We start from the raw sequence: 12,971 nt of genomic DNA on the forward strand, positions 1-12,971 counted from the left end.
CGCGCTTGCGGCCGTTCAGTCCTGCCTCCGGCTGCCGGGCGGAATCGAGAGCGTTAATGTATAGGCCCCTTCGTCACTCTGCTGGTCGAGTGTCGCGCCGATCTGACGCGCGGATGCCGCGACCAATGTCGAACCAAACCCTTCGGCCTCGGCGCGGTTCCGGCGCTCGGTCACTTTCTCGTGCCATGTGACGGTGACGCCAGCGTCGTCATTTTCGGCCCACTGGATCGAAAGCGAGCCGTTGCGGTCGCCCAGCGCGCCATATTTGACCGAGTTGGTCGCGCTTTCGTGGAGGATCAAAGCGAGGCTGGAGAGCGCGGCGGTTTCGACCGCGATCTCGGGGCCGTCGATGGTCAACTTGGGGTGGTCGGCATAGGGCTCGAGCGTCGCGGAAATGAGCGCGTGCAGCGTCCCCGGGCGGTCTTCGCCATGGTCGTTCGTGAGCGAATGCGCGCGCCCCAGCGCGGCGATGCGGTCGCGCAGGGTGGTCGCGAGTTCGTCCGCCTTGTCGGTTTCGCGTGCGGCGAGGCCAACCAGCCCGCCGATGATCGCGAACAGGTTTTTCACGCGGTGGTTCATCTCGCGCAGCATCAGTTCGCGCATGGCAAGCGCCTCGACGTCGCGGGTGATGTCGAAGAGCACGCCGATCATCGCCTTGGGATCGCTGCCCTCGACCATACGGCCCATGCCGCGCAGCGTGCGCGTGTCGCCGTCATCGCTCATGATGCGATAGGTCATGTCATAGTCGGATTCGCCGGCGATCGCGCGGCGCAGCGACGCTTCGACCTCGCCGCGATCTTCCGGGTGGATCCGCTGGATGATCTCGCTCACGGCATATTCGTCTTCGCCATGCGCGTAGAGAAGCCGCTCCGAATGATGGTCGAGATGGACGCGGTCTTCCTCGACGAAATATTCCCACACACCGATGCCCGCGACTTCCAGTGCAAGCCCGAGCCGTTCGCGTTCCTGCGCCAGTTCGCGCGCGAGTTCCTTGGCGGCGGTGATGTCGGTGAAGACGAGCGTCGCGCCTTCGACATTCCCGTCCATCGCGCGGTAGGGCATGACGCGCAGGAGATAGATATCTCCATCGGGGGTCGTGACCTGGCGTTCGATCGCGGGATGGCCGGCGATGACCGCACGCGCGTCTTCGAGATATTTCTTGCCCGAGAAATTGGCGGTCATTTCATCGAGCCCACGCCCGCGATCGCCGTCCTGGAATGGGAAGAGATTCTCGGCCGCCTCGGTATAGCTGCGGATCTTCAGGTCGGCATCGAGGACCACCACGGCGAGCTGGGTGCTGTCGAAGAAATTCTTGAGATCGGCATTGGCGACGGTGAGCTGGTCGACCTTGGACTTCAACTCGTCGTTGACCGTGGTCAGCTCCTCGTTGGTCGACTGGAGCTCCTCGTTCATCGACATCATTTCTTCGTTGGAGCTCTTCAGTTCCTCGTTGACCGTCTCGAGCTCCTCGACCGTCGTGCGGAGGCGATGGCGCGCGATGCGCAATTCATCCTCGAGGATCTGCACCTGGCCATCGCTCGGCCCCATGTCGGTGAGTTCGTCATCCTCGCCGGGGCGGAACGGGGCCACGTCTCGGAAGACCAGCAGCACCTGCCCGTCGGGGAGCGGGTCGGCGATGACGTTGATCGCCTGCTTGCCGAAATCGGACACGACCTCGACGTCGCGCGCGACCACGCGGCTGCGTTCGGACTGCGACTGCCGGATGAGAGGCAAGAGGATCTCGCGCAAGCCCGGCCGCGCCAGCGAGGCGGCGCTCGACGGGCCGGCCTGAATGCCGGGGAATTCGAAATAGCGGCTGAGACGACCGTAGCTCGCTTCCATGTCGCCATGCATGTCGACGACCATCGCGGCGGGCGAATAACGCTCGAGGAGGCGTTTGACCGCAATGTCGGCTTCGCCCTTGGGCGTGGCTTCGCGCAGGCGCGCCTGCGCACGCTGGAACCGTCCTCGCGGCGGCGCCGAACTGTGCAGCTCGACCGGATAGTTGCCGCGGCCCTCGAGGCGGCGGAAGATACGCGCTTTCTGGTCGACGGGTTCGAACAGGTTGTCGAACCGCCCGATCGTCTCCGAGGGGCCGAGGAATAGATAACCGCCCTCGACGATCGAGTAATGGAGGAGCGGGATGACGAGCTGCTGCAGGCGCTCGCCAAAATAGATAAGCAGATTGCGGCAGCTGACGAAGTCGAGTTTCGAAAAGGGCGCGTCCTTGATCAGGCTGTGGTGCGAGAAGCGCACCATTTCCATGATCCTTGGAGACACCGCCACGGACTCACCGGCGACGACGGTAAATTTCTCGCGCATGTTATCGGGCATGTCGGCGAGCGCCGCGGGCGGATAACGACCGGAACGCGCGATGTTGAGCATGCGGTCGTCAATGTCGGTGGCAAAGATCTGGACGATCGGGCGGACCTCTTGCCGGTCGGCTTCGTCGGCGATCATCATGGCGATCGAATAGGCTTCCTCCCCGCTCGAACAACCGGGGATCCAGACCCGCAACTCGCCGGTCGGCTGGTCGCCATATTTTCTGACGAGCGGTTCGATCACGATCTCACGCAGCAGTTCGAAATGTTCACGGTCGCGGAAGAAGCGGGTGACGTTGATCAGGAGGTCACGGAACAGCGCCTCGCATTCATCGACGTCGGCGCGGATGCGGGCGAGATAATCCTCGGCCTTGACGATATCGAGCACCTACATGCGGCGTTCGATGCGACGCTCCAGCGTGGAGCGTTTGTAGCCCGAGAAATCGTGCCCGATGAGTTCGTGAACAGTCGAGCAAAGCATGTCGATGTGACTAGCGACGGTGGACGAGCCATCGGCTGCGCTCTCGTCCCGCTTGCGGCGAAAATAATCGCCGATCGTGTCGATCAGCCCGCTGGGTTCCTTGACGAAATCGACGAGGCCCGTGCCCACCGCGGCAAGCGGCATGCCGTCATAGCGCGCACTGGTCGGCTCCTGCGCAAGCGCGATCCCGCCATGTTCCTTGATTGCGCGCAAACCGACCGCACCGTCGGCGCCGGTGCCCGACAGCACGACGCAGGCAGCCCTGTCACCGGCTTCCTCCGAAAGCGATTCGAAAAAATCGTCGATCGGTCTGCGCAGTCCACGGGGCCGCTCGAATTCCTTCAGGATCAAACTGCCATCCTCGATGGCGAGGCCGTGGCCGGGCGGGATGACATAGACATGGTCGGGCTCGGGCGTCTCTCCGCCGCGCACCTGGCTGACGGTCATGGACGTTTCGCGCGACAGGAGCTGCGCCATCAGGCTTTCGTGATCGGGGTCGAGATGCTGGATGACGACGAAGGCCATTCCGGTCGGCCCATTGGGCGCGCCGAGCATCTCCCGAAGCGCTTCCAGCCCGCCGGCCGACGCGCCGATACCCACGATCGGCAGGGGACCGGATTCCTCCGCCGATTTACCTTCGGACATACCTGACTCCCGTCCGCGAAAGGAAGTTTGGTACGGCTGCGCATCGAGATTGTGAAGTCCTGCGCATCCGCGGCCTCTACTGCAGCATGCCGGCACGGTCCGCTTCGTCAATCAAAAGCCGGCCCTGCGCGATCGACGCCGCGGCTTCCGCCATCGACTGATAAGAGCCGACGATCATCTCGCGATGCCCGCTCCCGCTCATGTCCACGCGCATCCGGTCGCCCCGTTCGTCGTGTTCGAGCAATTCTTCGGGTGCCGCGCGTGTGATGTCGAACTGCGAGCCAAGAATATATCGTGGCGTGCCACCCGGCCCCTTGAGCCGGGTCAGCGTCACCAGGTTGACGAACGGGTCGCCATTCGCGCGGAAGTTGATCAGTTGGACGCGAATGCGCGGCCGCTGCGGATCGGCCATGAATTCGCGCAACCTCATCACGCCCGGCTGGCGCGTGAGATGGTTTTGCATGAACCGACAGTTGCGACCGACAACGTTGTCGCGCGCATAGCCCGTCAGGGCCACGAACCGTTCATTCGTCTCGACGATGCGCGCTCGCGGGTCGTCAACGCGCGCGAGGGTCAGGGCGACGTTCGCGCCCTGCACATAATCGGAAACGCCCTTTGGCAAGTCCGTCAACGCAATCCTCGATCCGGAATCTCGGCAGACGCAACAAAAGCTTACTCGTCACCACATGGAGCAAGGAACGAGAGTAGGATAGCCCTGTTCCCGCTTGGCACTACGAATCCTGCCTTCCACCGCCGTGCGCACCGTCCGGGACGCGCATTTCACCGCGGCCCAGAGGACGGATCGACGACGTCATGACGACGAGACATAAATGTCACAGATCGGTCGAATGTGAACGTTCATATTGACTCGACCCCACCAGTCTTTAGTGAACGTTCACATGGAGAGATGGCGGCCATGCGCTACGCGTGCGCCCAATTCCATGGGGAGGAATTTGATGAAGATTAGCCGTAGCCACACTCATATGCGGTTCCTGGGCGGGGCTTCGGCCATCGCGCTCGGCTTTGCGCCGCAGGCTGCACTGGCGCAGGACGCCGGCGAAACCGACACGGGTACGGACGCCGAAGTCAACGAAGCCGGCGCCGACAACCAGGACGAAGACGCCATCGTCATTTCGGGCATTCGCGCATCGCTGCGCGCCGCGATGGACATCAAGCGCGACGCGCAAGGCGTCGTCGATGCGATCTCGGCCGAGGATATCGGCAAGTTCCCCGACACCAACCTCGCCGAATCGCTCCAGCGTATCACGGGCGTGTCGATCGACCGCAACTCGGGCGAAGGCTCGACGGTCACGGTTCGCGGCTTCGGCCCCGACTTCAACCTGGTGCTGCTGAACGGTCGCCAGATGCCCGCTTCGGGCCTTGGCAGCTGCTGCGAAGCACCCGCCTCGCGTAGCTTCGATTTCGCCAACCTCGCCTCCGAAGGCGTCGCCGCGGTCGAAGTCTACAAGTCGGGTCGCGCCACGCTCCCCACCGGCGGCATCGGCTCGGTCATCAACATCCGCACCCCGCGTCCGCTCGACCGCCCCGGCTTCCAGGGCAGTGTCGGCGCCAAGGCGGTGCTCGACACGGGCACCTTCGAGGGCACCGACATCACGCCGGAAATCTCGGGCATCATCTCCAAGACCTTTGCGGACGACACGGTCGGCATCCTGCTCGCCGGTTCGTACCAGCAGCGCAAGGCGGGGCTTGCCCAGTTCAACGCAGGCTGGCGTGAAGGCTATGTCGGGTTCGAAAACAACTGGGGTTCGCTTCCCGTCGACGAGAGCGACTGGCGCGGCAACTTCGCCCAGACCGAAAACCGTCCGGGCCCGACCGACATCTACCAGGTCACCCAGAATGCGGGTTACGACTTCACCACGATCGACCGCGAGCGGATCAACGGCCAGGCCGTGATCCAGGTGGCGGCGACCGACACGCTCAGCGCGACGGTCGACTACACCTTCTCGCAGAACACGATCGATGCGCGCACCAACTCGATCGGCGTGTGGTTCAACCACAACCAGACCTCTTCGAGCTGGACCGACGGCCCGACCGCCGGTCCCAACTTCTACGCCGAAAGCTTCGGCCCGGGCGAAGGCAAGGACCTTGCCATCACCGGCGCGGTGGCGGCCAACCGGTCGATCAACCACTCGATCGGTGGCAATATCGAATGGTCCAACTATAGCGGGCTGAGCTTCGAGCTCGACGCGCACCATTCAACCGCCGAGAGCAAGCCGACCTCGCCTTACGGCTCGAACATCGCCGTGGGTTCGGCAATCTTCGGGGTCGAGAACCAGCGCGTCGACTTCACCAGCGAAATGCCGGTCATCTCGGTCAACATGTATCCGGGTTCGGAAATCCAGGCGTCGAACATCCGCCCCGCGGGTAACGCCTTCCGCAACGCCTACATGAAGAACGAGATCAACCAGGTCGCGCTGCGCGGGGCCAAGGAGTTTGACGACGGCTTCATCGACAGCCTCGACTTCGGCGTCTCCTACACCGAGAACAAGGTGCGTTCGGCCTATGGCTTCCTGCAGACCGACAGCTGGGGCGGTACGCTGCAGGCCGACGAATTGCCGGACGAGTTCTACCAGATCACGGGTCTCCCGGGTCACCTGGCGGGAATGGAAGGGTCGAACGATCCCTCGATCATCCAGAACTATTTCCAGATCGACACCGAAAACCTGATCGAATTCCTCGACGACCAGGTCGGCATCTGCTCGATGCCGTGGGTCGGCACGCCGTCGGGCACAGGCTGTCTCGCCGAATTCTCGGTCGACCGCCGCACGACCGAGAAGACCATCGCGCCGTACGTCCAGTCGACGCACCAATTCTTTACCGACAGCGGCAAGGAAGTGAACTTCCGCTTCGGCCTGCGCTACGAGCAGACCGACGTCGAATCCGAAGCGCTGGTGCCGGTCCCGACCGGCACGGCCTGGGTCGCGGGCAATGAGATCGCGATCCTCTATGGTGGCGAGAGCGACTTCACGACGCTCGAGGGCGATTACGACTTCTGGCTGCCGGCGATCGACTTCGACATGGAAGTCATGCGCGACGTCGTGGTCCGCGCCTCGTACAGCCACACGATCACTCGACCGCGCTACGACAGTCTGCAGGGCGGCATCACGCTCGCCTCGCCGATCCGCGTGGGTGGCGGGACGGCCGGCTCGGGCAATCCGGGACTGCTGCCCTACCTCTCCAAGAACGTCGACCTGTCGGCCGAATGGTATTACGGGCCCGCGAGCTACGTCTCGGTCGGCATCTTCGACAAGGAGGTGAAGAACTTCATCTCGTCGAACACGATCGAGACCAACTGGTTCGGGCTCACCAACCCGGCGCTGGGTCCGGTCGCGCAGGAAGCGATCGCGGCGGTGGGCACCACGGCGCCCTTCTCGGACATCGTCGCCTATGTCGCGGCCAACTATCCGAACCTGATCGACCCAGATACGGGCGGCATTTTGGGAACCAGCTCGGACCCGCTGGTGAACTTCATCACCACGCAGCCGACCAACTCGAACCAGACGGCGAACCTGTCGGGCTTCGAATTCGCGATCCAGCACAACTTCTGGGACAGCGGCTTCGGGACGATCCTGAACTATACGATCGTCAATTCGGACACGTTCTACGACAACACGCTGCGCTACACGATCCCGCAATTCGCGGTGACGGGGGTCAGCGACAGTGCCAACGCGGTGCTGTTCTACGACAAGGGACCGATCCAGGCGCGTGTCGCCTACAACTGGCGCGACGGCTTCCTGTCGGGCTACGGGCTCGATCCCTTCTATGTCGAGGCGTACGGGCAGGTCGATGCCAGCGCGAGCTACGATTTCGGCAACGGGATCACGGCGTTCGTCGAGGGCATCAACATCCTCAACGCCGACCGGCGCGGGCACATGCGCGACGAGCAGGCCATCTTCTTCGCGGCACCGGGCTATGCCCGATACGCGGGTGGCGTGCGCTTCACCTGGTAACCCGCAAGGATTGCCGGGCCGTCGCCTGACGAGAAACAGGGTCGCCACGCATATTCGCGCTGGCGGCCCTTTTTCTTGGGATGGAAGGCGGTATTTCGCCCCTGCCGCACGGCGGATAGATATGCTTTAGAAGGCGGCGACACTTCATTTCGCCACAGGATGTTTCATGGCCAACCACGTCATCGTCGACAGCAACACGCACCGCGATCTCAAGATCGATCTCGGCTTCGGCGAAGAACTCGGTGACAAGGTGATGAGCGCGTTCGTCGTCCCCGAGGAATTCAGGAGCGTCCAGGCGGACTATCCGATCCTGTTTCGCAAGGACCTCGAGAGCGAGGAATTCGCCGCGGTCGCGCTGTTCGGGTTCGAGCAGGACGAGAACCTTTTTCTCGAGGGAAACCGCTGGGACGCGCCGCGGCGTCCGCTGTCGATGGAGGTCCAGCCCTTCCTGATCGGCCGGCCAGCCGATGGCGACGGGCCCGGGCAGGTCCATATCGACATGGACCATCCACGCACCGGTGCCGAGGACGGCCAGCCGCTGTTCGATGCCGACGGGAAGCCGACCGACTATCTCGACGATATGGCTGGCAAGCTCGGCGCGCTCGATCAGGGCTTCAGGGCCTCTGCCGGCTTTTTCGACGCCTTGAAGCGCTACGAGCTGCTCGAACCCTTCACGCTCGAAGTCTCGCTTGCCGACGGGTCGAAGAATAACCTCGTGGGCTTTCACATCCTCAACGACGACAAGGTCGCCGCGCTCCCCTCCGGGGCGCTCGGTGAGCTGCACGAGGCAGGATACCTGTTGCCCATTTACATGGCACTTGCCTCTTTGTCGCAGCTCCAAGCGCTGGTCGATCGAAAGAGCAAGAGGATGGGGCTTGGCTAGCGCCGCCCTCCCCCACGTCCCCGAGCGCGAGGCCAAGGATGCCGACGCGCTCGATGCGCTGCTCCGGGGCGCGCGCGAACCTTTCGTGATCCGCGGTCTTGCCGCCGAGTGGCCGCTGGTCGCGGCGGGCAAGACATCTTCCAAGGCCGCGCGCGACTATATCGAGCGCCATCATCGCGACCGCCCGTTCGCGGTGTCGGTCGGCGATCCCAAAGCCAAGGGGCGCATGTATTATGATGAGGCCATGGGGATGAATTTCCGCATGACCAATGAGAAGCTGCCCCAGGTCTTCCAACAGATCGACCGGCTCGAGGGCGAGCCCAACGCGCCGAGCATCTATTTCGCCTCGATCGACCTGCACGACTTTTTCGACGGGCTTCACGAGGCCAATCATGTCGACCTTGGGACACGCGACCCGCTTGCAAGCATCTGGATAGGGACCGCGACGCGAATCGCCGCGCATAACGATTTTCCCGACAACCTGGCGGTGTGCGCGGTCGGCAAGCGGCGCTTCACGGTCTTCCCGCCCGAGCAATTCCGCAACCTCTACCTCGGCCCGGTCGACAATACGCCCGCGGGGCGCGCGATCAGCATGGTCGATTTCCACAACCCCGATTTCGACGCCCATCCCCGCTTTCGCGACGCGCTGCAGCACGCCCAGGTCGCCGAGCTCGAGCCGGGCGACGCCGTGTTCGTGCCCTCCATGTGGTGGCACCATGTCGAAGGGCTCGCCGGCTTCAACGTGCTGGTCAATTACTGGTGGCGCGACACGCCCAAATATCTCGGCCAGCCGCAAAATGCGCTCAACCATGCCATGCTCGCCATCCGCGACCTGCCCAAGGAAGACCGCGAAATCTGGCGCGACCTGTTCGACTATTACGTCTTCGAGGCCGGTGACGAGGTCACCGCCCATATTCCCGATCATGCGCGCAGCGTGCTCAGCCGGCTCGACAAGGAGCAAGCCGGCCGCATCCGCGCCTTCCTGCTGAGGGCCCTAAGCCAATGAACACGTCCCATGTCCGTCGTATCGTCATTGCCGGTGGCGGCACCGCCGGCTGGATGGCGGCCGCCGCATTGTCGCGCACGCTCGGCCGCGTCGCCTCGGTCACGCTGATCGAATCCAAGCAGATCGGAACGGTCGGAGTCGGCGAGTCGACGATCCCGCCGCTCGCTTTGTTCAATCGGCTGATGAAGATCCCCGAAGCGGAGTTCATGCGCGAGACGCAGGCGACCTTCAAACTGGGCATCGAGTTCCACAACTGGAAGGAAGATGGCGATGTCTACTTCCACAGCTTTGGCGAGACGGGGAAGGATCACTGGTCGGCGGGCTTCCAGCACTTCTGGCTTCACGGCCAGCAGAACGGCCATACGCAAAGTTTCGACGACTATTGCTACGAGCTGGTCGCGGCCTACGAGCGGCGCTTCTCGGCCCATCCCGACCACCGCATGAGCTATGCCTACCAGCTCGATGCGACGCGCTATGCCGGCTATTTGCGCAAGCTTGCCGAGGAAGAAGGTACGACCCGGGTCGAGGGCAAGATCGCCAAGGTCGACCTAAACCCCGAGACAGGACATATCGCCTCCCTGTCGCTCGAGGACGGGCAGACGGTCGAAGGAGATCTCTTCATCGACTGCACCGGCTTTCGCGCGCTGCTGATCGAGGGGGCGCTCCACGCCGGGTTCGACGACTGGACTCACTGGCTGCCGTGCGATCGCGCGATCGCGGTGCAGACGACGAGCGATGGACCGCCGGTCCCATACACGAAAGCGATCGCGCACGACGCGGGCTGGCAATGGCGCATTCCGCTCCAGCATCGCACGGGCAACGGGCTCGTCTATTGCAGCGCCTATCTCGACCAGGACGCGGCCGAGGAACGGTTGATGGGCAACCTGCCGGGCGAGACCATCACCAAGCCCAATTTCCTGCGCTTCACGACCGGCGTGCGGCGCAAGCAATGGTTCCGCAACTGTATCGCCGTGGGCCTGTCGGGCGGGTTCATGGAGCCGCTGGAATCGACCAGCATCCACCTTATCCAGCGCAACATATTGCGCCTCATCCGCATGCTGCCCGCGGGCGAGATTTCGGACCGCGACATTGCCGAGTTTAACGACCAGGCAATGGAGGACATGGTGCAGATCCGTGACTTCCTGATCCTGCACTACAAGGCGACCGACCGGCGCGATTCCCCCTTCTGGCGCCAATGCGCGGCGATGGAGATCCCCGACAGTCTCGACCAGAAGATCGAGCTGTTCCGCGAAACCGGCCGCGTTTTCCGTCGCCACGAGGAACTGTTCGCCGAGAGCAGCTGGCTACAGGTCATGATGGGCCAGGGGATCATGCCCAAATCCTACCATCCCATCGCCGCCAAGCTCGACAAGCGCGAGCTCGACGTGTTCCTCCGTACCATCCGCGAACGCATCCAGCACGAAGTCTCACGCCTGCCGCTACACGAGGAATTCGTGAAGGAATATTGCGGGGCGGAAATGCCGGTTTAGGCGCTGAGCAAAACGAGATTGCCCTCGCTCGCGCCCGGTCGTCTCCGCTTCGCTGTGACTCCGAGCCCGCGAAGGATCTTGGCTCCTCGCCCCATCAGCCAGCAAAAAGGGCAGCCAATTCTGGCTGCCCTTTTTGCTGGCTGGCGGAGACGGAGGGATTCGAACCCTCGGTACGGGATTTTCCCGTACGCCGGTTTAGCAAACCGGTGGTTTCAGCCACTCACCCACGTCTCCGCTGAGCCGGCCTTCTGGCTGGAAGCCGCGCATTAGCGAAGAGTCGCAGGCGGTTCAATGGTGCGTTTTGCACCTGCGGAGCCTTTTCGCTGGCGTAACGTTGGGACCGCAACAGGAGACAGTATGCCGTATTCCCCCGACCCCGCCGACGCGTCCAAGCTTCGCTTCGAGGATAATCGCCTGCTCGCGATGTTTCCCGAGGCGGTGAAGGAGGCGCTCGGTCCGCATGCCGAATATGTCCATCTCAACCATGGTGACGTGCTGTTCAAGTCGGGCGAGGACATCAAACATACCTATTTTCCTTACGCGCCGACGATGATCTCGCTGCTCGTCGACCTCGACGATCGTCGCCGCGTAGAGGTCGCGTCGATCGGCATGGAAGGAGCGATCGGCGGGATCGTCAGCTGTGGCGAACTACCCGCTTTCTCGCGCGCGCAAATCTCGGTGGCAGGCGGCGCGCTCAAGGCCAGCCATGAGAAGATCGAGGAGTTAAAGGCGGAATCGCCCTTCCTGCGCAATCTCTACTGCCGCTATGCCGACTATCTCCTCTCGCAGGTAATGCAGTCGGTCGCGTGCAGCGCCTTCCACCCTATCGAGGCGCGCGCCGCGCGCTGGCTGTTGACGGCGCAGGATCGTGCGGGAAGCCGGCTGGAGCTGACGCAGGAAGCGCTCGCCGGGCTCCTCGGTGTCCAACGGACCACGGTCAATGCGGTCGCGCGCGAGCTGCAGGAAGACGGGCTGATCAACTATAGCCGTGGGGTCATCACGCTGACCGACCGCGATGAGCTCGAGCATCGCACGTGCGAATGCTATCACCGGGTCGAGGATCATTTCAAAGCGGTGCTTGGCGGCCAGTCCTTCGACTGGATCGACCATTGCGAGAAAAGTTGAGCGCTATTCGGTAAAGTGCCAGCCGAGCGTCTGACCGGCGAGAAAGGGCGTGAGCGCATCCGCGCCTTCACCGATGACGTCTTCGACCAAGGTCGGCGCCCTCGACAAGGTCACCGTGCCCTCGTTCAGCGGTAGGTCGTAGAAAGCCGGGCCATGCTCGCTCGCGAAGCCTTCGAGCCGGTCGAGCACGCCTTCCTCTTCGAACACCTGCGCATAGGCCTCGAGCGCGTAGGGCGCGTTGAAGATGCCCGCGCAGCCGCAGTCGGAGACCTTGCCGCTCATCGGATGCGGCGCGCTGTCGGTGCCGAGGAAGAATTTGGGATTACCCGAGGTGGCTGCCTCGCGCACCGCCAGCCGGTGCTCCTCACGCTTGACCACGGGCAGGCAATAGGCGTGCGGGCGCAGGCCGCTCTCGAACAGCGCGTTGCGGTTGAGCATCAGGTGCTGCGGTGTCACGGTTGCGGCGACATTTTCCCCCGCCGCCATCACGAAATCGACCCCGTCCTTGGTGGTGATATGCTCGAACACGACCTTGAGGCCGGGAAAGTCCGCGAGCGTGGGGATCAACACCTTGTCGATGAACACCGCCTCGCGGTCGAACACGTCGATCGCCGGATCGGTGACCTCGCCGTGCACGCAAAGCACCATCCCGATCTTTTCCATCTCGGCCAGCACGGCGCGGATGTTGGCGATATCGGTGACGCCGAGCGCGCTGTTGGTCGTCGCGCCCGCAGGATAGAGCTTGGCCGCGACCCAACTGCCGTCGGCATGGCCGGTCGCGATCTGCTCGGGCAGCGTCTCGTCGGTGAGGTAGGCGGTCATCAGCGGCTCGAAGTCGCTGCCCTCGGGGAGCGCGGCCATGATGCGGCTCTTATAGTCGCGCGCGGCCTGCGCGGTCGTCACGGGCGGCGACAGGTTGGGCATGATGATCGCGCGCTTGAACTGACGCGCGGTGTAGGGCGCGACGCGCTCCAGCATCGCGCCGTCGCGCAAGTGGAGGTGCCAGTCGTCGGGGCGTCGGATCGTGAGCTGCATGCGCTTGCCTTAGG

At 63.5% G+C, this 12,971-nt stretch carries 9 protein-coding genes and 1 tRNA gene; 5 read left to right on the forward strand and 5 right to left on the reverse strand.

Annotated elements, in window-relative coordinates; all coding sequences use genetic code 11:
* Window positions 1–15: 15 nt before the first annotated feature.
* The 3 genes from KTQ36_RS00075 to KTQ36_RS00080 all read right to left on the reverse strand — a co-directional run bounded on the left by KTQ36_RS00075 (window position 16) and on the right by KTQ36_RS00080 (window position 4,045).
* Window positions 16–2,709 (reverse strand): CheR family methyltransferase, encoded by a 2,694-nt coding sequence (locus tag KTQ36_RS00075; RefSeq protein WP_345777641.1) that lies wholly within the window; start codon window positions 2,707–2,709, stop codon window positions 16–18.
* Complete coding sequence (locus KTQ36_RS11245; RefSeq protein ID WP_255553893.1) at window positions 2,710–3,447, reverse strand: chemotaxis protein CheB; 738 nt, start codon at window positions 3,445–3,447, stop codon at window positions 2,710–2,712. It abuts the gene before it with no gap.
* Between the two features lie 76 nt (window positions 3,448–3,523).
* Window positions 3,524–4,045 (reverse strand): PAS domain-containing protein, encoded by a 522-nt coding sequence (locus tag KTQ36_RS00080; RefSeq protein ID WP_218631766.1) that lies wholly within the window; start codon window positions 4,043–4,045, stop codon window positions 3,524–3,526.
* Between the two features lie 358 nt (window positions 4,046–4,403).
* Between KTQ36_RS00080 and KTQ36_RS00085 the strand changes: the two genes are divergently transcribed.
* The 4 genes from KTQ36_RS00085 (at window position 4,404) to KTQ36_RS00100 (ending at window position 10,797) form a co-directional block, all read left to right on the forward strand.
* Window positions 4,404–7,418, forward strand: coding sequence for a TonB-dependent receptor (locus tag KTQ36_RS00085; protein ID WP_218631767.1), 3,015 nt, complete (start codon window positions 4,404–4,406; stop codon window positions 7,416–7,418).
* 166 nt (window positions 7,419–7,584) lie between these two features.
* Window positions 7,585–8,301 carry a SapC family protein gene (locus KTQ36_RS00090; protein WP_218631768.1) on the forward strand — a complete coding sequence of 239 codons (717 nt, stop codon included), beginning with the start codon at window positions 7,585–7,587 and terminating at the stop codon, window positions 8,299–8,301.
* Window positions 8,294–9,307, forward strand: a complete 1,014-nt coding sequence (locus KTQ36_RS00095; protein ID WP_218631769.1) for a cupin-like domain-containing protein — start codon at window positions 8,294–8,296, stop codon at window positions 9,305–9,307. The genes KTQ36_RS00090 and KTQ36_RS00095 overlap by 8 nt, the downstream gene beginning before the upstream one ends.
* Window positions 9,304–10,797: a tryptophan halogenase family protein gene (locus KTQ36_RS00100; RefSeq protein ID WP_218631770.1), complete on the forward strand. Its 1,494-nt coding sequence runs from the start codon at window positions 9,304–9,306 to the stop codon at window positions 10,795–10,797. Before KTQ36_RS00095 ends, KTQ36_RS00100 begins: the two co-directional genes overlap by 4 nt.
* 141 nt (window positions 10,798–10,938) lie before the next feature.
* On the opposite strand, the gene KTQ36_RS00105 is transcribed toward KTQ36_RS00100, so the two are convergent.
* Window positions 10,939–11,031: transfer RNA gene (locus tag KTQ36_RS00105), tRNA-Ser, on the reverse strand.
* Window positions 11,032–11,154: 123 nt separating this feature from the next.
* On the opposite strand from KTQ36_RS00105, the gene KTQ36_RS00110 reads away from it, so the two are divergent.
* Window positions 11,155–11,922: a Crp/Fnr family transcriptional regulator gene (locus KTQ36_RS00110; protein WP_218631771.1), complete on the forward strand. Its 768-nt coding sequence runs from the start codon at window positions 11,155–11,157 to the stop codon at window positions 11,920–11,922.
* 3 nt (window positions 11,923–11,925) lie between these two features.
* Here the strand turns inward: KTQ36_RS00110 and pyrC are convergent, their stop codons facing one another.
* The gene (gene pyrC, locus KTQ36_RS00115; protein WP_218631772.1) at window positions 11,926–12,957 is read right to left on the reverse strand and encodes a dihydroorotase; all 1,032 of its coding nucleotides are present in this window, start codon (window positions 12,955–12,957) and stop codon (window positions 11,926–11,928) included.
* Window positions 12,958–12,971 lie beyond the last annotated feature (14 nt).

Source organism: Sphingomicrobium clamense, from assembly GCF_019264355.1.
Lineage (GTDB): Bacteria > Pseudomonadota > Alphaproteobacteria > Sphingomonadales > Sphingomonadaceae > Sphingomicrobium > Sphingomicrobium clamense.